The 25,560-nt window shown below is 40.2% G+C and carries 10 protein-coding genes; 9 read left to right on the top strand and 1 reads right to left on the bottom strand.

The features are described 5' to 3' along the window. The 9 genes from FGT79_RS31995 to FGT79_RS22400 all read left to right on the top strand — a co-directional run. A partial coding sequence (locus FGT79_RS31995) for a peptidoglycan recognition protein family protein (protein WP_425465039.1) occupies window positions 1-425 on the top strand: 425 nt, incomplete at its 5' end. Window positions 426-555: 130 nt separating this feature from the next. Further along, a complete protein-coding gene (locus FGT79_RS22365; protein WP_138755073.1) occupies window positions 556-750 on the top strand; it encodes a WYL domain-containing protein in 195 nt (64 codons plus the stop codon). Window positions 751-1,113: 363 nt separating this feature from the next. Further along, a complete protein-coding gene (locus FGT79_RS22370) occupies window positions 1,114-1,779 on the top strand; it encodes a nucleotidyltransferase family protein (protein ID WP_138755074.1) in 666 nt (221 codons plus the stop codon). Window positions 1,780-1,783: 4 nt separating this feature from the next. Next, window positions 1,784-2,530: a Panacea domain-containing protein gene (locus FGT79_RS22375; protein ID WP_138755075.1), complete on the top strand. Its 747-nt coding sequence runs from the start codon at window positions 1,784-1,786 to the stop codon at window positions 2,528-2,530. Window positions 2,531-3,279: 749 nt separating this feature from the next. Continuing rightward, the gene (locus FGT79_RS22380; RefSeq protein WP_138755198.1) at window positions 3,280-3,954 is read left to right on the top strand and encodes a response regulator transcription factor; all 675 of its coding nucleotides are present in this window, start codon (window positions 3,280-3,282) and stop codon (window positions 3,952-3,954) included. Between the two features lie 666 nt (window positions 3,955-4,620). Beyond that, complete coding sequence (locus FGT79_RS22385; protein WP_246096571.1) at window positions 4,621-6,261, top strand: clostripain-related cysteine peptidase; 1,641 nt, start codon at window positions 4,621-4,623, stop codon at window positions 6,259-6,261. 414 nt (window positions 6,262-6,675) lie between these two features. Beyond that, window positions 6,676-13,503 carry a hypothetical protein gene (locus FGT79_RS22390; protein WP_138755077.1) on the top strand — a complete coding sequence of 2,276 codons (6,828 nt, stop codon included), beginning with the start codon at window positions 6,676-6,678 and terminating at the stop codon, window positions 13,501-13,503. Window positions 13,504-13,506: 3 nt separating this feature from the next. Further along, window positions 13,507-19,197: a hypothetical protein gene (locus FGT79_RS22395; protein ID WP_138755078.1), complete on the top strand. Its 5,691-nt coding sequence runs from the start codon at window positions 13,507-13,509 to the stop codon at window positions 19,195-19,197. Beyond that, window positions 19,194-20,783 (top strand): S-layer homology domain-containing protein, encoded by a 1,590-nt coding sequence (locus FGT79_RS22400; RefSeq protein ID WP_138755079.1) that lies wholly within the window; start codon window positions 19,194-19,196, stop codon window positions 20,781-20,783. Before FGT79_RS22395 ends, FGT79_RS22400 begins: the two co-directional genes overlap by 4 nt. Window positions 20,784-20,904: 121 nt before the next feature. Here the strand turns inward: FGT79_RS22400 and FGT79_RS22405 are convergent, their stop codons facing one another. Further along, window positions 20,905-25,503: an S-layer homology domain-containing protein gene (locus FGT79_RS22405; protein ID WP_138755080.1), complete on the bottom strand. Its 4,599-nt coding sequence runs from the start codon at window positions 25,501-25,503 to the stop codon at window positions 20,905-20,907. Between the last annotated feature and the right edge of the window lie 57 nt (window positions 25,504-25,560).

The raw sequence follows: 25,560 nt of genomic DNA on the forward strand, positions 1-25,560 counted from the left end.
ACGGCAGCGGAGCATCTAGCGGAAACAGAACTTCTATCGGAATTGAAATCTGCGAGAGCGGAGATTATGCAAAAGGATTAGATAATGCAGTTGATTTGGTTGCCAGCATGCTTAAAGAACGCGGTTGGGGAGTTGATCGACTCCGCAGGCACTTTGATTGGAACGGAAAGATATGTCCTAGACTCATGTATAGCAATGGCACATGGGCGGGATGGACAGCCTTTAAGTCGCGGGTTGCCGCTAAGCTGCAGCCAGCACCTGAAATTAAGCCGGAGGTGAAACCAAAAATGAAAAAAGAAGATGCTGATAAAATAATTGAGTTTTTGAAGGCTGGATATGGAATTGTTGTAGATCCGGCATCTAGAAAAGAATACAACCGACTTGCAAATGAACTGCGAATTGTAAGTGGACAGCCTATGCAATAGAAAATTACCCACCAGCCAAAGTGGTTGGTGGGTAATTTTCTATTTTCGCAAGCGCTTGGGAATTTGCTATTGCACACGAACATATGTTTGTAATAAAATAAGAACAAACATTCGCATTGGAGTGAGGGGCATGATTGAAAAATTTATAGGACTGACAGTACAGATCATTTACAACGACCGCAACCGCAATGTATCCATTCGTACAATTCAAGTCAGGGCCGTACGTGACGGTCGAGTGAAGGCATACTGCCATACTGCCAATGCCCCTCGCATATTTAACATTGATAATATTATTGATGTGGAATTGGTAAAGCAGCATGCTTGATGATGTAGCTAGAAAAATTTTAATTGTGATGTGGAATATAAATCGAGATGAACTGTCAACTATTGATGTTGGTTACATCAGCCATCGGTCTCAACGGACGCCCCAGCAAGTAAAGGATGCAATAAATGAGTTGGTTAAAGAGGGCTTTGTCTTATGGGATCGGCAGGCTAATATGTTTAAAGTGCTATACAGTCGAGAGAGTTTGAAACCTGCACCTTGGAGATATTGAGGCTGATGATATGGTTTAATTAACTCTATTTTGTTTACAAATTAACAAAGAATTCTTAAACGCTAAACTGAGTTGTTGACACGGTATGGTATGATGAAACATATGTACATCTTGTTAAAATAAAGGATGGCCTTATGGAAAACGAAATTATTTATGATGTCATAAGAAATATACGTGAGTTTCATTCAATGATCTCTAATGACTTTGTGCTGAAGTCTCAAATTCCAAACTTGAGTTCTAAGTACATTAGAGATTTCGTTAATACCGAATCCAATACAGTAGATGCAGAGTTTATGAGTCTGATTATTAGTTATCAAGAACTAGTTACCAGAGCTTTGATTACAAGCGATTTCGAGTTTAACTACAGTGATTTAGACTTTCGATCACGCGTAAAACAACGGGATTCGATTGTAAATAAAATGTTGTATTATGTTCTGAACACTAACCAACAAGGCAAAGTGTCTGTAAACAAATGTTTGAATGATTTGTTGGGATTCAGGATACAACTCAATTGTTTTGACCATAATAATAATGGTGTTGATCTGATGTGTGGGCAGCTACATTTAGATTCAAACTACAAAATATTATGTAAAAACTCTTGTAAGGATTCTTACAATGGCACTCATGTATATATTTATGGTAGCAATTTTACTTTTCCGTGGGAGTTGCAAATATGGGATAGTAATGATTCTAATGAGAACGAACGGTCTCATAGCGAACATAAAGCTAAACGCGCTTACATATCATGGCCACAGATTCATGCTGAATCAATGCCGAGCAACAATATTAAAGGGGGCTAGTGAAATGTTTTTCCATTTCATTGTGATATCAAATAATTATCTTCTTGGTCACAGAATAGGATGGCATTTTTCCTCTCCGCATAAACTTGATCCAATTTACTTAAACTCTTTTATGAATAAAATTGAAAGTAGTTGCGGGGATGTGCAATTCGGAATCCATAAATTAATAACGGATTCAGATCAATGGGAATCGGTCGTTAAAAAAGACTCTTTTTTCAAAGATGTGGTGATTATTACAGATCCGGACGAATTTATAAACCATTTGAATAGGGATAGAGAGTTGTCAGCTCTAGACGTAGCGAAGTTTATTTTAAGTATGGGTGAAATGTCGCACCTCAAGTTACAAAAGATTATATACTACGCTTTCGCGGAGTATTTATTGAAATACAAGAAACGGATGTTTCCCGAAAAAATCGTTGCCTTTAAATACGGGCCAGTCGTTGAAGAAATATTTTACAATTACCGGCAATACGGATCTTCTGAAATTAGGGACTTGGAACGAGAAATATTCTATATCCCAGGCGGTTTGTCAGGCACTCCTTCGATGTTAAAAGTGTTGTCCAGCGAAAACGGAACAAAAGTTGTTGATAGTATCTTGGAAGTGTTGTTGAATTTCGAAGATCACTCGGCCGTCGACCTTGTTAACAAAACCCATGAAAAGGGTGGGTCTTGGGATGCCGTATATATTCCGGGAGCGAACTGCGAAATTACCGAAGAAGCGATCCTTAAATACCATCACATAGTTCAATGAGAAAAGGAACTCGTGAGAGTTCCTTTTCTACTTACTCGACTTAAACGTGCAAGTTAGCGGGTGATATTTTCTTCACACCTCTGTTCAAGAAGTTCTTGAAAACGAGAAAAATAACGGAGTAAGTTTATCGATTAAATAACAAAAAAATAACGAAAACTCTGGCAGAACCTGAAAGAGTTCGGCAAGTTTTCGAATGAACAACTTTGATTTAGTTGATTTAAAACGCAAATCGTCAATGGTTGAAATAGTCTGAAAAGGGCTGATAGATGGGCGGCATGATGTAAGTTTTGACCACATGATTAAAAAATAGGCTACTCACGAGTTCGATTTGAACTTTGTGAGTAGCCTATTTTATTAAGCGATGTGTAGTTCATCAAGCATTTGGTTAAGCTTCATGTGATTGCACCATAGACCATTAGCGCCCGACCATACCTTTGTCGTGCACGGTCATGTTTCTGTAGGCGTGTAAATGACTAGTTAGAATCCGCTAAAGCTGCAAGGGGAGTGGGAGTTCTACTGGCAAGAGTTGCTGTCGCCTGAGGTCTTTTCATATAAGTCACCCTGAAAGGGGAAAGTATTCCAAAACGAAATGTAATGAAAACTTTAATTTTGTGCACAAAGCAAAATCTTAAAGATTCCTTTACATTTCATAAATAGTCCGACCTTCCATGCTAAGATAAGTGTTAAATTCCAACATTCTGTCGATTGAGAAGAAGGAAGGTGACAGTAGGACGGACACACACAAAATTATGATCGTCGATGATAATCTCCATATATGCGAGATTGTTCAGGCATATTGTGAGCGGGAGGGCTTCATATCCGCGTGCAGTCATAATGGGGAAGATGCTATGAAGCTGTTTGCATCGTTCGAGCCGGATTTGATTGTACTGGATTTGATGCTGGCTAATGACAACGGCATAGATTGGTGCAAGGACGCACGCAGCTATACAAATGCGCCGATCGTATTTCTAAGCAGTCATGAAGAGGACGAGATCGAAATCAGTGCATTAACCTATGGCGGCGATGATTATATAACCAAACCGTTCAGTCCGGGAGTACTCATGGCCAAGATCAAGGCTCATCTTCGCCGAGTATCGACGGGCAGAAGGGAACAACTGCTAGAGTTGCCGAGTTTGACGCTGGATTACTATGCGCAGACCGTAAGCATGGGGAGTAAATCGGTCTATTTATCGAAGAAAGAGTTCAGCCTGCTATCCTACATGGCACAAAACATCAATCGTGCCGTCACTGTTGATGCGTTATTCCAGCTCATCTGGGGAATGAAGAGTTTAGAGGATACGAGAACAGTGGCGGTACATATTAGTAATTTACGTAAAAAAATCGAGGCGGACCCCGCTAATCCTGAGACAATTATTACAGCTCGAGGGACTGGCTATATGCTGGTTGATCGTGGTATGACCTAGATTAACAAGAACGTGAATTGATGAGGATTTCTGATATTTTTAAGAGTCTGATCTTCTGGAGATCAGGCTCTTTTCGCTGGTTGCCAGAAGTGAGTTGCAAGTGCAAACTTAAAGCTTTCTTTAACTTTCACACAGGGGCTAATCCGCCATGATAGAGTAGTAGTTTGATAGATAAATCAGCTAATGGATGAGCAAATGTAATGAGTACTACAGCTGCTTTAGAATGGGAACCACTCGAGGCAGTTCAAAGTTATGGGTTGAAAATAACAAACTTTGATGATGTAATATAGCCTTTCGGAATTAGAGATGGGCTGGAGGGGAAATGCGGGAGTAAAAGAGCTTTGGTACTGGAAAACATGGATGATGAAAACCAGTTTTCAAAAATAGGCAGACCTCACCAATTCCATTGAAACAATTTTTTGAAAAGCTTAAGCGATTGTAGGGCTAAGGATACCTTTTAACTTGTCCCATTCGTCTTTCTGGCATAAATACCAGGCGTCCATACTTGGAGTTGGAACAAGCGCAAGACGGAGAGCAGCGCCACTTGCTACGGTAGTTGAGATCAATAAAGGGCTCAATGTTCTGGTGAGCCAAAAGCATGTAAATGGCTTCTTTTGTATTTTTACGTTTAAGAATGAAATTTTCAAATGGAGAGGCCGGAATTTGATGAAAAAAATCCGAAGTTTAATCCTATTTTTAATCTTTCTTCTTGCAACAACTCCAACAGCAGCGGCACAAAGCTCAAGCTATGCAGAAGCGCTTAACCACTTGGGATTGTTCAGTGGGACGGGGAATGGATATGAACTTTCGAGGGTGCCTACCCGAGCAGAATCTCTTGTGATGATGCTGCGTCTGTGGGGGAAGGAAGAAGAGATTCTGAAAAGCACCTACAAAAATCCATTTAATGATACGAGCTGGGAAAGTCGCTACGTGTCGTATGCCTATACAAAGGGTGTAGTTAACGGAATTAATGAATATAGTTTTGGCGGTAACCGACCAACCTCTCTGAACCAATACTGTTCAATGGTTTTAAGGGTTTTGGGATATTCAGAAACAAAGGGCGACTTTACCTATGAAACCGCGGTTTCTTTCGCCTCCATGGTTTTAGGAATGGACCTTACAAAAGAAGTCGAATTCAATCGGGGAACTCTTGCAAAAATAAGCAGTTATGTTTTAAACACAAGACCCAAAAACCAAATTGCAACACTAGGTCAAACCCTCAGTGAAACAGATGTTTTCACAACGCAAAGTTTAAACGAGGCAAGGTCACTTTGGGAGCAGGATAAAAATCTTGATTCATCGACGATTTTAATATATGCAGTTGGTTCAGACCTTGAATCACAGCAAGGTCGGCTAACAGATGACTTGGAAGAAATTTTTCGTGGTCAGCCAAACCAAAATACGAAAATCCTAATTCAAACAGGTGGAACGCTCAAATATCACAACAAATATATGGCTAATGGAGCATCAGAACGCTTTGAAGTTGTCAATGGACAACTTAAAAAGCACGAAAGCCATATCAAAACCGCCGCATCAGACCCTAAAACACTAAGGGATTTTCTTGTTTGGGGCAAAACGGTTGCACCAAGTGAGCGTAATATACTGATTTTATGGGACCATGGGTATGGTACAATGGGTGGATTTGGTGCAGACGAGCTAAACGAACGAAAAACGATGAAAGTTTCGGAGCTTTCGAAGGCAATCGATTCATCAGATATGTATTTCGACTTAATCGTCTTTGATGCATGTCTTATGGGCACAGTTGAAACGGCCTATGCTCTTAGAAACCATGGCAAATATCTCATAGCTTCTGAAGATTCAACCCCCGCAGCAGGGTTGTTTTATACCACGTGGATAGGTGCGATGGAGCGAAACCCACAGATTAGCACTGAAAGAGTGGGGCGTTTAATTTTAGATTCCTTTACTCTTCATTCGGGGATTGAAGCTACTATGCCAACAACAATGTCAATGATGAAGCTTTCTCAGGCTGAATCATTGGTTAAGGCAATCGAAAACGCAAAATTTGATTTTTCACTAACAGACCTTGCGAAGAAATCAGAGCTATTAGGCAAAAACGATGGGATATTCGATCAATATGATCTTGTAAATATCATGGGCAAATCATCAGAAATTACTGCTGCAGCCCAAGCACTTGCATTCGAAGTAAGAAATTCAGCAGGCTATAAAAATCGCAACGGGGTGGCTTTATATGTCCCTAATAGAAAAATCGCATACACACATGAAATGAAAGAAGAGCTAAAAGCCATTGGTCTTAGCTCAAAGTATATAGCAACTATTTTCAACTAAAATTAGCTGTAAAGGCTGATCGTTGTCCTGAATGTCATCCTTGGAGTAGTCAGCAAAGACCTTGATGGTTTCTGCTTAGAGGCTTCGCATGAGTTTACCAAACTTTTGCGAGCCTCTTTTTTTCGTGTCTTGTTCACATGAAGGTAAAACTGTTTCGTCGTGTCGTCCTCCTTCTCCGGAACTGTTGTTGGCTTCCTAGTTTAGTCTATCTACGAAACTTAAAGTTTTCTTTATAAAGCAGCAGCGTTTCTATCAACGATGGTATTATAGAATAAAAATATTGTCGAAATTTGGTTATCGCGATTCATAACTGCTAATGAATTTACTGCCAATACAGCCGGCGGCAGCGGCCGAATCAAGTGGATGCGACTTAAAAAGAACGATTACAAGTACGATTATACGAGGAGGTATTTTATGAAGAAGATCCTAAGTTTGATGCTAGTACTTTCGCTTCTAGCATCAGTAGCGCCTGTTTATGCGAATGTAGCAACAGAGTACAACTATGTGTTTAATGTGATAACAGGAGGAAATGACGACGGAGGAACAGGTGATGATATTTACATGGGCGTAAGTACCTATGAAACAGGAGAAAGCTCTGATCATGTAGCAAAACTTGGCGGCGCTGCGGCTTGGTCTCAAGTACAACATCCATTTCAATTGGAAAATATTCCACCATGGAGAATGAATGAATTAGTTTTCTGGGTTGTGGGCAGTAATGACTGGTACGCTAAATCTGTGGTTCTGTGGCTTCCTTATATTGGGGGGGAGATAAATCCAACACAGGCGAAGACCATTCTAATAGATCAATGGACAAGAGATCAGGGCAGACTTTATCGTGACATTTCGGACGTAACAAAAAGGAAATTTACAGATCTAGGTAATGTTGATACGCAAGGGGGAGAGTTCTACCTTGATGCTAGTTCGTCAGATGCTCAGAGTGTAAGCTGGGACAAAAAAGTCAGGGATCAATATGGTAACTATGACATTATGCAATATGAAGATGCTCCAGTTTTCAGCTACACCGTTTCGGACGATGCTGTAGGTAGAGATTGGTTAACATTCGAAGAGCCAACAAAAACAACAAATTTCAAGTTAGATATTGACCGCAAAAAGCTTCACGATGCAATGGTTGCAAAGGACAAAGCTGAGATATCACTAACCTATAGGGTGGCGCTTCTTGCCCAGTCTACCAACGCTGAAAGCCTTGGAGGGACTTTTGCCCATACAAGTTCAGGAGATCCCGAAGTTAAAACCTATTTAACAACAAAGATAGGGCAAGCGGATTACTATTATAAAGATGTAACTTTTACGTTTTATCGTAGCATATATAATCTTGGCAACCCCAATATCAATCAAACGATTACCTATTCACCAAGCACTGACAATCGATATCTAAATCGAAAATTTACAGATGTCAATATCACAGTTGACGCGCTTTCCATTCACAAAAAAAACATGACGCAAGAAGATAAAACGGAGCTCATAACAAACTTTAAAGCAACACCTGAGTTATATCTTGGAAACAGTACTTCAACTAAGCTTTCTGATCTTACTATGACAAAACTGCAAGGCAATGACGGAAAACCAAACGGCACACTTCAGTTTACTGGGAAAGTGCCGCTGGATGTTAGCGAAGTTGAAGGCGAGGGCATAAGGCTCCAGCTTAATAATGTGTCCACCTCTCTAATAAAAAATGGTCGAACTCAGGCCTATCAATTGGAAAATCCAACACCAGAATCAACAACATCTCAAAGTTTTTATTTTTCAACTCACAAAGTTGACACAAAAACACCAACCGTAAGAGTTACCGACCAAAGTGGAAATGACCTTGTGGGCGAGAACTCCATTCAAAACAAGATCAAAAAGATGCATGAATTTTATATGGTTTCAAGCGAAACACTCTATCCAGAAGGAAATGTTGCCCACACCACTTTGAATCAAAACTATTTTAATTATGAGTTATTCAAGAAAACCAATGATTCCTATGAACCGGCAATGACGAGAATAACAAACTTTGATGGTACAGGAATCCAAACAAGAGTTACTGCACCTATTAACACGCAAGTTTTAAATGGAGTCAGCATAAAACTAAGTCCAATCGATCCAACAGAAGGCGAATTCAAGCTTCGGCTTTATGGATGGGATAAAGGTGACAATCCACTAGGCGGAGATGCCGGATATGCAGAAATTGAAAATATCAAGATCGATAACCAGGCTCCACGAGTGACCATTCAAGAAACGATACAACCGCAAGATGCGCAGCTTCGCAAAAGAAATGACTATCGTTTCGAAATGAACGACTTTCAACAAAGCAATAACGGCTGGTCAAGGACTTATTATACCTTTATAAACGGTTCTGCGACGCCAACTGATACTCCAATCAATCAAATTGAACCTGCATCAAAAGAAATTGCTTCAACTCAAGGGATGTGGGCATTTGTAGACTCAGAAGGTGATAGCGCAACTGCTATGCTATCCATTCCCAAAGGTGACAACTTTGAGGGCACTCTCTATTATTTCACAATGGACTCACTTGGAAACGATTCAAGAAACGAGCAAGTGTCAAGATATTATAAAAGACCTGTGAGCATTTTCAATGGAAATGTTGTCGACACACTCATTACGGAGGATTATAGCGTTCCAATGCCACGTTTTGACATTAGTTTCGACATAAGCAATTCAAACATTGAAACGAGTTATAGATGGATTTCACATCCTGGCAATGACCAAAGCTTTACACAAAACTTTAGTGTATATAAATCGAGCGATGATGTTGGTGCTGCTGAAAAAACTAATCTTAAAGGAACTCTAGCGCAGGTGAACGGAAGATATATCCTTGAATATCGTGTTACAAATAAACAATCTGGCAATACTGCCGAGTTTTCACGTGTATACCATTATGACTACTATCCCCCGGAGATTAGCTATACCGTCGGGAGTCAGCATGATCATTTTAAATCATCACATCAATTTAACGTTAAAGTGACAGATGACAGCGGAATTGCAAGTGCATATTACTATTTATCTAAGCCGGACTCAGATATTAGAATTGCAGATACGCAAAACTATCCGCTGGCACTGACACCAGACAGTGAAAACATAGTAGAGGTTAATCAAACCTTGACCATAACAGGACTTCCATCAGGTGCGTACAGTATTGTTGTTGTTGCAAAAGACCCGCATGGCAGAGAAAGCAAAAAGGTTTCCCCATACTTTGGCATAAGGTCAGAAGCTGCGATAGTTGATGAATTAAAACAGACAGAGACAAAGACTTTTAACGGAATGGGCACAACAACGGATGGAACATATAGTGTCTATGCTGCTTTGAAAGAACCCCATACATCATGGACTTCTGATAGCACATCGAAATATCAAAAACCGGTATATTATGCAACAACTGACGGAATGCCAACAGATAATGGCGTTTTAGTGTCCAATTTTACAACTGAAAACAAATCAGGTGGTTATTTTACATTTACACTCGACACACCTGTTCCGCTGCAAGAGGGTGTCAACACCATCTATCTTCAGTTTGGGCTCATCAATTATCCTGCTGACGCAAAACCTGAGTTTTTAACAGAAGCAAGACCTATCACTATTTTTTATGATAGCCAAGCACCAACCTTTGAATTGCCAGACTATAGCACAATTCAACCAACAAACGCATCAGTGACAGCCAGAATAGTTGCGAATGATGTTGGCACGGGAATTAGCAAGCTGACAGTTTCACCAGAAGATGCAGACAAAATCACGGTTTCTCCATATGCAAACGGTGCATTCACAGTAACAGTTAACGAAAACATAACAACAAACCTAATCCTATCTGACGAGCTTGGAAATCGTGTTTTTGTTCCTATCTCCGTTTCTAACATTGACAAAACAGCTCCCTCTGCACTTGCCTCAAGTGAAATCGTGACGAAAGGAGCAAGACAAGATGGTGTTATCACAGTCGATGTTATAGATAAGAGTGACACAACCGTTTCATTCGCACTTATTCAAGATCCAACGGCAAATCATATTCTAACAGAAGCTGATTATGCCCTGTTTAGCTCAAGTCAATCAGTTGAAATGCAAGTTAGTCCGGTAATCGTTAATGGTGAAGGAAACAAACAGAAGACTTATACAATTGACTTGAAAGGGCTTAGTGGAAGCTATGCCGTTGGGATTAAAGCCGTCGACACATCAGGAAATGTTACTGAAAAAGTCTTCTTTGACTCAAAACTAAACCTGGTTGACGCGCAAGCATCCATTGTAAGTGTTAGCGCAAACCCTGCAACAACAAAAACCACCTCAACGGTTACCGTTTCATTTAACGTACCCGTAACCGTAATGCCTAACGCACCTGCCCAGGGTAATGTTGTGGGTGAGATGGCAAGGTCGAACCTTCTTTATACAGGACTTTTAACAACATCCGCTGACTATACAATGGACTATGATGTTGTTATTCAAAACAATAATCCAATCAGTCTTTATATTCAGGACGAAGCCGGAAGGGATAGTGTTGTAGAATTCACACCTGATGTAGAGTTTGTTACAGGATTTGACATTACGGGTCATGTAGAGAAAAATGGTCAAACGATCCAAAACGGAGGGTTTATAGCCTATAACCAAGGCGACAAGCTTTATTATGTTGTCGTTCCCAATCCAAAGTATTCTGGACAATATTTCTTTGTTGAAAATGCAGTGTTGTCTGGATTAGAACTAAATTCGGAGCTAAGCGTTCTTGAACCTTCATTTACAGAAGCAGAAGGAAAAACAGCTTATTCAAAGCTTGTTTTTGAAGCACTAAGAGATGGCAAAACAACAAAATCAGCTTATTTCGAGGCATATACAACAGAAGGAATGCAAGACGACAGGATGGAAGACGAATATGTTGCAATGACAGTGGTTGACGAGACTGCACCTGTTGTAAATGTGAACTATTCGATCACGGAGTCAACAAACCAAAATGTTAATGCAAGACTTTCTATATCTGACCCGGAAAGCGGAATTTTAAAACTTGAACGTTCGTATGACGGCAAAAACTTTAGCCCAATTGACTCATTTGTTTCGCACACCGAAACATTCGAGCAAAATGCAACGGTATATTTCAAAGTGACTAACAAAGCAGGAATGGAAACAATCGTTCCAGTCGCGGTTTCAAACATTGATAAAACGCCAATTGGGCAAGACAGTCACTACACGGTTGAATACGCCTACGAAAACTATCTTGGAAATTGGGTTCCAATCCAAGAAGGAAGAGCCTATAGAAGGGTTATGGCAACGCTCAAGTTTATAGGTGGCGGAAAAACTCTTTCTATGACAAACAACAATGCAGCACTTTCAAGGACTCTAACGCAAGATGTTAACACATTCACATTTGAGTTTAGGGATAATGCAGGAAACACAGGTTCTCATACGGTTAGCTATAACCAATTTGACAACACAATTGGTCAAACCTCCTATGTGTTATCAAACACTTCCAAGACTAACCAAAATATTTTCGCAACGATCACTTTATCTGATGATTCAGGTGAAATAGCATTTGCGGAGGTTAAGAAGGGCGAAGTGGTTTATCCATTTAAAGGTGAGCCGCTTGAAAATGAATATGTCGTTGAGCTTGACAGCTCAGGAATTTATTATGTGACAGCGTATGACTACGCAGGAAACAAATGGACTACTCCAATCACAGTTTCAAATATTAATAAAGTGGTGCCAATTGCAACTGCAAGGACTTACAGCACACTTCCAACCACAATTACTGCACAAAGTGTGAATGTTGAGTTGACACAGTTTAGCAAAGACATCAAAACCATTACAGTCACCGGTGTAGAAACTACCGGAAGCCTAACTGCCAACGATATCGTACATATCCCTGGCACAAAAGCTGTTCGCTTTAGAAAAAATGGTACGGTTACTATGTTCTTTGTAGACGACTATGGAAACAAAGGACATGAGGTTATTACCATTTCCAATATTGTTTCCACGCCGCCGCAAATCAGCGCAACTGCAGCATTAGCTAAAGATAAGCTAAGTGTTAATGTAACATTTGACCAAATCCGTGACAGTGACGGCGTTCCTCTGGACATTCTTAGGAAGCTAACAGACCTTACCGTCTCTTATCGTGGATATGAATATGCACTTTTAACGGAGGAGAAAAATGAAGACGGTGATGTTGTGTCCTATAAAGATACAGTTATCAACGTTAAGACTAACGGGGAGCACGTCTTTCAAGTTAGAGACCAAACAGGCATAACACAAAAAATTTTACTGACTGTTGAAGGAATTGAAGTAGGAGGACCAAAGGTTAAAGAAGTTCGTTGGTCCTATAAATATCTTGAGAAAAACGAAGCTGGTCAGTGGGTGGAAAAGGATTATCAAAACCAGATTACTGTTGGAGTTGATACATCTGGCAAAGAAGAAGGTTATGTGGTGGGAACGGATAAAAACCCAACAACAAATCAAGATGTCAAAGTCACTGTAATCACTGACAAAGATGCTAAGTTCGTTGGCGGAAACGATGTTTGGGAACAAGATAAGTCGATGAACTATAGGGATAATGGACTTTATGTTTTCAACCTCCAAGGAAGAACAGGAGATTATGCTTCGTATGGTGTCAACATTGGTCTGATCGACAAAACTCCTCCTGTGCTAAAACTTAAAAATGGTGAGGAGCTAATCTTCATCGAAGGAATGACGCCTAAAAAAGATGCCTCCATTGCATATGACAAGTCAAAGCTTCTCGACTTCGAAGCGTGGGATGTGGTTGCAGGTAAAAATATTGACCTAACAAACCGAGTTACCATTAGCTATGGAGTAGGCGGGCGAGTGTTTAACCCTGACAACATCTCAGCAAATGAATTTGTTCGCTCGAACCCTTACTATATCGACTATACAGTAAGAGATGATGCAGGAAATCAAACAACCATTCGTCGAACCGTTCGCCTTGTGGGTCTTTATGACACAATAGCTCTTGTTAACGGAGTTATGCCGGACAGCTCCAATGTTGCAACCGTTCTTGGAAACAAGGTAGAAATTTCACTGAAAAACTTTTCAGGAATCTCATATGCACGTTATGAAAAAGGTGTTTTAACGCAAGGTCAGATGAAAACAAAAGGAACTATCCTGCGGGAGAAAAACGGAGTTTTTACAATGGATAATGTAGCGGAAGGTTGGTACACCATATATATCCAAACGGATAAGCGTGATTATTTCAACATTTCTGTGTATGTTTCAAAAGCTCCAGTACAAGGAGGGAAATAGGCAATGACTATCTTTAGAACCATAAAACGCATCATAGCTGCAACCCTTTGTCTAATAATGCTTTTCACTTTTGTAAGTTTCCCTGTTCGTGCAGATGCTAGTAGTGCGGATTATTCAATTGCAAACGAGTTTATGAAATATTCTATAAATTCAAGAACGGGTGGTTTTTCAATCGAAACGATTGATGGTCACCCACAAAAAGCTTTCGACAACAACCTTCCGCTTCTTTATAGGGAAGATGCGGCAAGGAGCAATGGAACATCATTCACAACCGTTCGTATCGATGGAAAAGATTTTATTTTCGGCCAGGAATATGGCTGGTTTGGAATCGATACAAAGCTTCATGAACCTGTCGTTTCAGAGCAAAACAGGCTGTTAACCATTGCATGGGACATCAAGGGCTATACCATTACACAAAAAGTGTCTATTTCTATTGATCCTAGCAACTCGAGGGCTGGAAATATTGGTATTTCATATGATGTGAAAAATAACAATGCCAAAGCCGGAACAGTTGGTATTCGTCTTCTTCTAGACAACGCGCTTGGTTCAGAAATTGATTCACCTTATGTTTTGGTTGACCCAACACAACCCACAATCGTTGAAACCGAATATAGCGGTGACAACCTTCCGCAACAAATTAGATATGTTGATTCTCTTTCAGCTTCGGACAAGATGGCTTATGCCATGTTGTCCGGCTGGAGTGGCAACAATAACGTAAACGTGGATAAGGTTATTGTTGGTCACTGGGTTAATCTTGCAAACACAAGATACGATTATACACCAAACCCGAATGTTGACTTTACCAACTATTCAAACAAATATTTAGTTCCTGACACTGCAACTGCTTATTACTGGAACGAAAAATCAATTGAGCCAGGTCAAGTTAGAATTTCGGAGATGCTCTATGGTATCGGTAACTTTTCTGAACAAACACAAAAGGAGCATGTTTCAATAGGGATCCAAACCGAAAACGTATTACTGACTAGCGATAAAAAAGCATATGAAAATAATGGTGTTTTTAAAGCAACGGTAACCATTGACAACAGTGTCTCAGGAGCTAGAGAACTCATAGAGCCAATTGTGAAACTGAGCCTTGATGAGGGACTTGTTTTTGCAGCAACGAATACACGAGAATACACGGTGAAGATTTCGGGCGGTCTTAACATTGGAACGGTATTTGATATTCCTAATGTTGACATTATTGCAAAGACTCAGTCTATGATAACAGCAAAACGTTTGGTCGTTTCGTTAAACGCAACAGAAATTATTGATTCTAGCACACATAAAGTGGTTGACTATAGTGCCAATACAAACATTTTGATTCCTGCAGTTGAAGGAAAGCTTCCGGAAGTTTCAATGAAGCATGTTTTCCCAGCAGCAGTTTATTCTGAAGGCGACAAAAATATTACCGTTTCTGGTGATATGAAAGTTTTGGCGGGGGCTCTTTCGGGAAGTGATGGATGGAGTCTTTATCTTGTTTCACCATCCAGCGGTGAGGCTATATTGATTGACAAAAGAAAAATAAGTTTTGTTGAAGAAGGTCAAACACTTGCGTTTTCAACTAATGAAACTTTAGCAGTTGGAAAATATGACATTGAATTTAGATTTACAAATCAACAGCTAATCGATGCCTTTGGTACAAAAATTAAAGCAGCAACTACACTAGATGTAACAAATAATATAGCGGATAAAAGTGCAAGTTATGGCATTGTTTCGCTAGTTCGATTTACAAACGCTTCAAACAACAGACAGTTGTATGACTATATTAGTTTTGAAAACGAAGATGTAATGAAAAAATTTGTATCTGGCAGTGTTAAAAGAGATGGCATTCTTAACAAAGGCATAGGATTTGAAAAAGATAAAACAGAAATTCTTTTAACACTTCGCGGGAAAATCAGGCTCATGGGTACGGGTACAGAAAAATATTACTCTGCTAGCAGAGCTGATGGAGACATTACGATCAACAACATCTTGGCTTATGACAGCAGCGAAGCTCTTAAGATGACAGTTGACAGCAATGGTGCAAAGCTAGAAGGCGATGGCACCATCAAAGTAATCAACTCCATTAATATTTGGCATAATAAGTGGCATTTTGAAGCCAAAAATGGAACCAAATACAGCCTGGATCGGGAGGCTGTTTCCGAGAAGGAGGCTGTGGCACTTGAGCTTCAGCTTGGGGATGCTGGTACTATGCTGCAAAATATTGCAGGTTTCTTAATCAATATTAAATATGGGGTTATGACCCAAGATGATGATGATTTCGGAATTAGCTTTGGCGGAAGGATTTCAATGCCTTTAAAAGCTGCGGACAAATCGAAGGGTGAGGAGCATTATGATTATAAAGGCTCACTAACTGCAGACGTTAAAGATGTTCTCTATGGAAGTAAAGACAGCGAAATTGGTTTTGTTGGTATTAACACAACACTAGCCGTTGAGCTGCCGAAAGATATTTTAGGCCCATTAGTAGGCAACGAAGCCGGTGTTAAGGCCGAAATAACAATTAACACCATTGATGATATTTATAGCATTGACGCTGGTCTTTCTATAACCATGCTGGAAGTAGAAGGGTCATTGTCACTGAAAAAGGTTCCTATTAACGCTGTTCCAAAAATGATGCTTGACGAGCTCACATTCTTTTTAGCGCCAACCACAATGAAAGTTCCTGTGGTTGCACCTTATGTATTTATCACAGGTCTTGGCGGAGGCATCTCAAACCTTGCAGACACCATTGCTGGAGAACCAGCAGGCGAACTTCCACCACTTACTATCCATCTTCAAACAAGGCTTTTAATTAATGCGATTATTGTAGGTGACTTTAAGCTGGATGCAAAACTATCCGGTCTTGCTATTGAAGGTGTTGGCCGGTTGAAAAAAGACGAGGATGGAAGACTTCTTAATATTCGAGCGGGAATGAATGTTCAATGGATATCGCCGTTTCAGCTAAATGCCTTTGGCGAAATCAGCATTCACGCCGGAGCGATTCGTGGTGGTATAACGATAAAAATTACTGAAGATTATTTTTATGGTTATGTTTACGCAGGACTGTTCATTCCAGACTCAATCCCATTTGTGGGGGGCAAGGAGCTTGCAGGAGTTGAGGCAGCTGTTTCATCTGACTTTGTTGGTGCAAACTTTAAAGTCATTGGAGTTAAGCTTGGCTTTATCTATTATTGGAACGGTGACCTAAGCTTTGGCGGATCAATCGACCTGTCTTCAAGAGGAAACGCCGTTCACTATGTCCAATCGGAAGCGCTAGACGAAAGCGGCAACCTTGTGCCAACCACTATGGCATATGGAACGAATATGAGAAGACTGACTACAAAGACAAGCGCTAAAACTCGAGCCGGAAATGGTGTTACAAAAGAGGTTAGCTTGGCAACAAAAGATGCACTTCTCTTTGAAATTCCACTTCGTGGATTTGTCAAACCTTCTGCATCAGAAATCATTGTCACCAATCCAAATGGGAAAAAATTGACAATGATTGAAGACGATAACAAGGGCAATGGAAACTATCTTGTTCAAGCTTTAGATGGCACTAACTATTTGTACATTTCAATTACTGACCCGTCTCTTATTGTTGCTGGTAACTGGTCCATTGCAGTTGAAACACCTGATGTTTATATCGATAACTTTGAAGTAAACAGTGTTGACAGTATGCCAGAGCTTTCAGGAATTAGTGCTTCTACTAGCGAAAATTCAAGCCGTGATATTAACGTTTCTTGGACAACGGATAAGCAAAGCAACTATTCGGGTGCACTTAATGTCTATGTCACAAAAGATCCGTCAATCATGCAAGCCATTGAATCAACTAACATGCAAGATACTTCATCTTTAATTAGTATTGGCAACCTAGAGCTAGATGAGATTGAATCAGGTTCTCATGTGTTCACACTTCCTGAGTCCTTCCCTCAAGGGAAATATCATGTTGTTGCGATGCTTGTTAACCATCAAGGTGGAATGAGTAAGAAAATCACTTCTTCAACATTCACTTTCACAAATCCATTGCTTCCTCAAAAACCACAAGCTGTTTCTGCGGTCTACAGTGGTGACGGCTATGTGAAAGTGGATATAACGGGAAGTGACAAAACGGCAACACACTATCTCGTGGCTATCCAAGACGAAGATGGTGTTGAGGTTGAAAATTCCTTTGGTCAATATAAAGTTGGCAGTGACATCATCCTAAAACCATTAGAAGACAAAACGAACCGACCTCTATTACAGGAAGGCAAGACTTATTTTGTTAAAGTACAGGCTGCTAGAATTGTGGAAAATCCTCTTAAACATGCAGAATATTATAGTTCAACCGAATTTGCTTCATCGCAAAGCTTTGTTATGCCTTCAATGGAGAAGCCTCAGCTTTTAAGCATTGAAACAAACATTGACAGATCAAAAGAACTATATTATTTAAGTACTGACAAGTTAGAGGTAACTTATACCTTCGACAGGCCTGTTAAAATGACATTTAACCTTAACACGGAAGAAAAAAACACGCCTCAAGAGTTTAAGACGGTTTGGTCATTTGAACAAAGACTTGAAGACGGCCAGCAATTGATTGACTTTATAGCGGTTGGTGAAAACCGTGACACAATCCAAGGCAGCAGGTCATCAGGTGCAATTGGGTTTACTGTTGATACAAAAGCACCTACGTTACTCCTTGGCGAAGATGTTCAAACAAGCCTTGACAAGGAAAATGTTGACAACACCGTCAGTAATCAAGTTGTTTTTGTTGGCGCGGACTCAAGCTATAGCTTCCATGGTCTAACAGAACCATCCGCATCATTAACTTTAGACGGTAGTTCAGACGATATTGCTAGAAATCCAGACGGAACATTCGTTGTAAATCGTAAGACCTCAAGCGAAGATCCAGATCAAACCCTGATTCTTAAAGCGGTTGATGATGCTGGAAACGAAACGGTTGTTCAAGTTTATCTTGTGAATCGTGCTTTGTCAGAGTTTGAAAGCATTAAATTAATTTCTGACCTTGAAAGCTCCGATGATCAGCCTGATTTTATCGAGCTTGGCATAGGCGGAAAAACGCAGCTTTCTGTTAAAGCTCTTCGCACAGTTGGCGACACCGTCTTAAAAGCAGAAGACGTTGTGTGGCATGTTCTTTATAATCAGAACATCATCAGCCTTTCACAAGATGGGACAATTGAAGCATTAGCTCCCGGCGAAACTGCAATCAAAGTTAGCTATAGACTTTCTGCTTTTGAAGGTCTAAATGGGGAAAATGTGTATAAAGAACTGTCGGATGTTATCAAAATTAGTGTGAAAGATCTTGGTTATCGTTATGAAGTTCGTCAAACGCAAGGGTTCTCTTTGTTCACCATATACACTGAAATAAATATGGGCAAGGCAACCGTTGTGGTTGGAGGAAACAAACAAACTCTTTTATATGATAGCTTGAAAAAAGCATATATTGGTTCTTCAAGGGAACTTGTCACAGGTGAGCAGTTAACAGCGAACCTTGTTTTTGAGCCAACGGTGAAATCTCCTATTCTTCTTCGTGGAGACACCGATGGTAATGGTGTTATTAATACAAATGACATTTCGGCAACAAAAGATGCTATTTTAAACAATGTCTACAACGGATTTAGTTCTTCCGAAAACTGGGTGAGATCTGATAAAAATGGTGATGGCATTGTTGACATTGTAGATGCGCAACTTACATTAATGGAGGCACTTAAAAAATGATGAAATACTTGAAAAGCATTTTTTGCATCATGATTTTAGTGGCTGTTATACCATCATATGCCTACAGCGCAAACGATGCCGCAGACCTTAGTTATCGTGTAAACATCACAGTAACTGACAGCTCTGGCACCTCAAAATCATCATTTGAAGTTGGAGAAGAAATTTTTGTTAAACTAAGTCTTTCATATGCTGGTGCCGGAAGGGCACCGGTATATGGTTTTCAAGGAAAGCTGCAGTTTGATTCTTATGTTCTGAAAAATACCAGTGTTAATATGGAAAAGGACATTTCAATGAAATATTCTGATGGTGCCATCAACTATATCTATCTTGATATGACCGCGAGCGGAAAAGATGATTCCATACTTCAAAACATTGGAACTGCTGTTTTCCAAGCTAGAAACAACGGAACTTTCAACTTTTCTTTAGGCAGCTTCATTGTAACCAATAAAGATGCAACACAGCGGTATATTGAACCGTTTGAAGATGTGCAAATCATTGTTGGCTCTGGAATAAAGGAAGCCTCTAAGTCTTCACTATATGAAGACATTGTGGCTGCGAAATCTTTACTTGCTTCAGTTACCATTGCGGATAATCCGAAAACCATATATAGCCCGGATTTTTGGTATTCAACAAAATCTGCTCAAAAATTGAGGGGTGTTATTGCTGAGGCTGAGGCTGTTTTTGATAAAAAAGATGCTCTACCTTCAGAGATCACAGATGCAATCGAAAAGCTTAGCATTGGCATTTCAAATTTTGAGAATTCTAAAATTATAGGTCCGAAACGTTGGGCTGCCTCGGACGGAAACAACATTAACTATTCTGTTAAAGCTTCTGTTCAAGGAGGAAACGGCAAAATTGCCGATGGCTTTGAAGCTCAAACCATTCGTGCAACAACCTCTGCAACCATCAGAATGATTCCCGATGAAGGGTTTGAAACCGAATATATCTTTATCAACGGCGAGAGATTTATAGGCCGTGACATTTACACCATTCCAGAGGTTAGCCGTGACTTAACTATTGTTGTTACATTTGTGAGAAAACCGCCTTTTACAGATATAGCACATGACGATTGGTACTATTCTTCTGTAAGATATGCTTATAACGAGGGGCTATTCACGGGAACATCTGAAACAAAATTTTCACCCTCTGGGAAAATGAGCCGTGCAATGCTTGCCACTGTCGTATATCGTATGGAAAATCAACCAAATGTTAAGTTTTCAGATGTGTTCTCTGACGTTCAAAGTGGTCTTTGGTATTCAGATGCTATTATTTGGGCAAACCAAAACCAAATTGTTAACGGATATGGTAAGGGTAAATTTGCTCCCAATGACGCAATCACTCGTGAGCAAATTGCTGTTATGCTCTATCGATACGCAAATGGTAAAGGGTCTAACGTTCAAACTGAAATTTCAAGCCTAAGCTTCAAAGATGCAAATGAAATTTCAGACTTTGCCAAAGAGTCCATTACTTGGGCTGTGTCAAAGGGCATTATGAAGGGTAACTCTGATATGACGCTAAATCCTTCTGGTCTTGCAACCAGAGCAGAGGTTGCTACTATGCTCCAAAGGTTTAAAGAGTTGGAATAAGAGGCATGACACTTGGAGGATGAGGACAGTTAATCGCTAGGTGTCTTCTGAATACATCTTGCATAGTCGAAAAAAGGAAAAGCACCGAGTTTCTCGGTGCTTTTTGTATACCATACAAAGGTTAAGATTGACGATCCGTATGCAATAGCCAGCGATATAAAATCGCAGATAGCTCTGCTCTAGTCATCCATTCCTGAGGGGCAATTTGTCCATTGCTGCGGCCTTGAATGATCCCAGTTGACAATGCCGCTCCTACATCTGCTTGTGCCCAAGATGATATTTGATTTGCATCGTCGAAGGAGGCAAGGGCAGAAAGCACAGCATCGTCTTTAACACGGATACCCGTCAATTTGGCGATACGATTAAGAACGACGATGGCTTGCTCACGAGTGACTAAGCTATCTCCTTTAAAGCTGCTATCATCATAACCTTCTAACAAGTCAAAAGTGACTGCAGCCTCCAACTCATTGGCATACCAGGCCTCTGGACTGACATCCTTAAATCCGTTTGTATAGCTGACTTCGCCTAAACCTAAGGCTCTTGCTGTCAGAGCGGCTAGCTGTGCTCTAGTAATAGGTTGATTCGGATTAAAGCCTCCATCCACAAATCCAACGACTACACGGCGGTTGGCTAGCTCTTGAATTTGTTTCTCTGCCCAATGTCCTTGAATATCATTAAAGCTATTCGAGTATTGAATCATTGTGAAGCTGCCATTGCTAATGAGACTTAGCTCAGCAAAGGTTTGGCCATCCTTCGTGATGAACTTGGTCGGAATATGGGAAATCCCTTTCTCATCCAGCCGAACAGCTGTCGTTAGATCTGTTGAATTAATCGGGAAACGAAGCTGTGCAAAGCGATTAAAACGGTTAATTTCTACTGATTTCTCTCCTGCATGGATTTCCAGCTTCAGTTTAATGAGCTTTCCGTTGCTGACAACTCCTGCTGGCAGCGAGCCGACTTGAGATTTTTGTTCATCCATCTGCAGATGCAATACGACGGAATACGTTGTTCCTTCTGAAATGTTCAGCTGCTGCTTCATTTGATCAGTAATAATATTCTCGACTGGGAAGCGATACTCGATCCCTTGGTGTTCTAGCTGTACAAAGCCTTGAGGAACAAATAGCTCTGTCCAAGCTTTTTGAGAAATTTCCAGCTTAATGTTTTTTTCTTCTCTGGAGGAGACAATTTTCGATTCTCCATTAAGATTAGCAGCCTTGACGCCATCTCCATTGATCCAAATATCAAATGCAGGAGATTGACCCGTATTGCCCGTTGTTGGCGGAATTTGTACATCTTGTTCATCGCGTGGTGTAACTGTATTGGATAGACCGGATTCGGATCCGTCACCCGCAGCTGTCACTGCTTGTACCGAGAAACGATAACTCGTTCCATTCGTAAGACCAGTTATTACAATCTCTGTGGTCGTACCCTCAGCTTTAATATTTCCAGGATGTGAAGTGACTACATACTTATCAATTGGATAGGAGCCACTGTCAGTTGGTGTGTCAAATCGCACGGTTGCAGTACCATTGCCTGCGCTAGCAGTCACATTCGTTGCTGCTGTTGCAAGACGCGCTGCTTCTCTTGTTACAAGTATAGTAGAATCGTGAGTACCCACAGCGTCTGTGAAGCGAGATGCTATCTTATTCAACCCCACTTGTAGTGGAATATCTGTTTCCCAGCCATAAGATGAATCTTCGACCCATAGTTCTGCCGAGGTAATGCCTTTTGTTTGATCATAAGTAGCCTTCGTTACGGATACTTCATAGGGAACGGTTGCTGAATATACAGCAGTAGTTACCGTGGGTGAGAAGTTAACGTTTTCCAGTTGCAATGAATACTTGAATTTTTCTGTTTTGAACGAAACTTGCTGGCTGTATCGGGTCTCAGTACCATCTGTAGCAAATGCTCTGGCATAATATATGGTATCCGGCTGTAGTCCATTAATCGTATCGTTCATTACGATTTGATAAGGGGCAGTAAGAGCAAGCATCTCATCCTCTACAGTGGGATGCGGGGAGGTGCTTACAGCAACGCCAGCCTTCTTGATAAAGTTAAGATTTAAAGTATCTAGCGTTACTTGTACGGGTGCTGTAGCAAAGGATGTACTGCTGATTGCTAGATCAATTGTCCAGTTCTTAAATGCAAATTGTTGCGAATCTGACATTGCGATTTCAGCAGTTATTGTATTCACCGCCAGCACCTTCCAATAGTAAGGATTACCTGGTAACAACGGTGAGGTATTCAGATTGTAGCTGGTTTGACCCGTCACATCGAACTGTTGGTAATTGAGAAAGCCAGCATCTGTAGAGAGCAGCAAATATTGCTTATTATAGTTGGCAGAGCTATTGGAATTTGTCCATTCTAGAATGACTTCATCCTGATTTGCGTCGAAAAGCTCTTTATCTAAAGGAGTGTTCAATACTGGTGCTGTAAGTGTATTTCCTGTTTTTAATAAGATAGGAATATAAGCTCTGCCGTACTTAGCTATGAACGAATCATTTAGAAGATGAATGCTTTGAGCTGTACCTGATGGGAAACCACGGTAGCCTTCATTTCCATAATTACGATAAGTATATACCGACATCGCATAGGTGGGTTGATGCGTTTCAGCCTGTACGACAATTTCTCCTGTTTCCTCAAAAAAGATAATCTGCAATGTTCCTTTATTCCATGACTGATTTACATTTGAAAACTGTACAACCGCCATTCTTTTTCCAATCTCACTGCCGATTACGGCATGATAGATGGCATCAGGTAAATCATTTACGACGATTCCAGTCTCAGGATGAGCCGTGAAAAATAATTTACTATCGCCGTGGTAGTCTGTAATTTGAATTTCACTTAGGGTTGTTCCGTTAAAGGGAAAGTCAATGCCTAAGTCTAATGTCGTACCCGTGACAAGAGCAGCGGGATACAGTAGTGTTTCAGGGACTGTTGTAAATGAAGCCTCATCGTTTGAATCCTGTGTAGTCATCTGTACGAGAACAGGAATCATTTTATATTTTTGAGAAGCAGGATCATAACCCATTTTTGGAACGAGATAGCTATCCTTCGAGTAATAACTCCACTGCATGGAATAAAGGTTATTTCGGTTTTGATAAACAGTCCCGTAATTCGGTTTAATGATGGATAAGTTTATCCAATCATGATGAATTAGTAAACCTGAGCTATCCATAATACTAGTACCATAGCCTAACTGATGTGTTGTATCAACAAATTGCTGCGTATTAGGATTTAGTAAATACAAATTGCTGCTATTTATTTCGGTGAAAGTAATCTGTTCTCCATCGCCAACCATATTCAGGCCATATCCACCTACCGGATAAGTATGTTCTATTACTAACTCTTTGGTTGCGGCATTCCAATAATATTGTTCTAGTTTATCGCTATAAAGGGCTAGAAACTGTCCGTTTGGCGTCCATAGGATGTCATTCGGATCGAACGAGACCGTCTTCAGAAGGGTGAAATCATCAGCAGATATAATGTCCATATTCGGGGAGCCGTCACTTAGAAGGGAGAAAAAGTATCCATCGTGATAAGCTACTCTTCCAGTTTCATTAGGAAAAGCTTTACTGCGTATATATATGCCTTGTTCGTCGAATTCATCAAGATGATTAGTATTTAGATCAACAACAAAGAAATGACCATTATCCGGGTTTACAATCATTTGAATGAATTCATTCTCATAAACTTCTCCACGATTACTGTTTAAAATGTTCTCAAAGGTGTAGGTTCGTTCAGAATCGTTATAGGAATATAACTTTATGCCTGCTTGATTGCCTATGATTAAATCTCCGTTATTTGTAAATTCAATAAAGGAAGAGCGAAGTAAAAAAGCATTTTTAATCTCAATGGTTTCGTTTTCATTAAGAACAAGGTAGTTGTCAAATAAAGTATCTGCACCCAACGCGCTAAATTTACCATTTTCTGAGGCAGAAGGATTGGAATAAGAGTAATCTGTATGAAGCGTAGTACAATTCGTCAGATTTAGCTCATTGCAAATATAAGCTTTGGAAGGTCCATTGACTAGATATCTGTTATCTTCTGTAGATACAATGCCCGAAATATAATCATTCAATGTCGCATTTACTATTGTAACTGCTAAAGGGGCAGCTGCAGTATCCAAGATGGAGTAATGCTTCCATGCAAACGAGGAAATATAGATGAGACCATCCTTACCCTTTTGCATCGCCGTAGGTCTGGATGTAAATACATGCAGATTATCCTCGACAACCGTATTTGTAGATAAGTCGAGCTTAATCATTGGATAACCTGCATTCTCATCTTTCAAGACAATATATAGATAACGATTTAGACCTTCTTTGGAAAAAGCCATCTTAACTGGCTCAATAGTAGGCGCTCCCACGCTTGTATTCCAACTTGCACCTGTCAATTGAGCGGCTAACTGATCGCGAGTAATTAAACGGCCTTGAAAGTTTCCATCGGTTGTAAAATGGAAAATATCACTAGCACTGACGTAGGTTTCATTAGCAATCACATATAGATTGTTAGAATCGTCTACTTCAATGATGTTAATATTTTCAATGTATCCTTTATCTGGAAGAGTAAATGCATTTGGTGCTAATGATAAGGGGGTTTCCTTAAAGCCGTATTCATCAGTGAGTGCAGCTGCTATTGCTTTTGGTTGAATGGGTAATCCTGCAAATAAAGAAGTAAGTAATGTGAATACAACAAAACAAGTAATTATTTTTTTCATAATCTTCCTCCTAGAATATTAAAGCGATTTCAGGTAAATACAGAGCTTGCGAAGCTC

Origin of the sequence: Paenibacillus sinopodophylli, from assembly GCF_005930355.1 — a bacterium.
GTDB lineage: Bacteria > Bacillota > Bacilli > Paenibacillales > Paenibacillaceae > Pristimantibacillus > Pristimantibacillus sinopodophylli.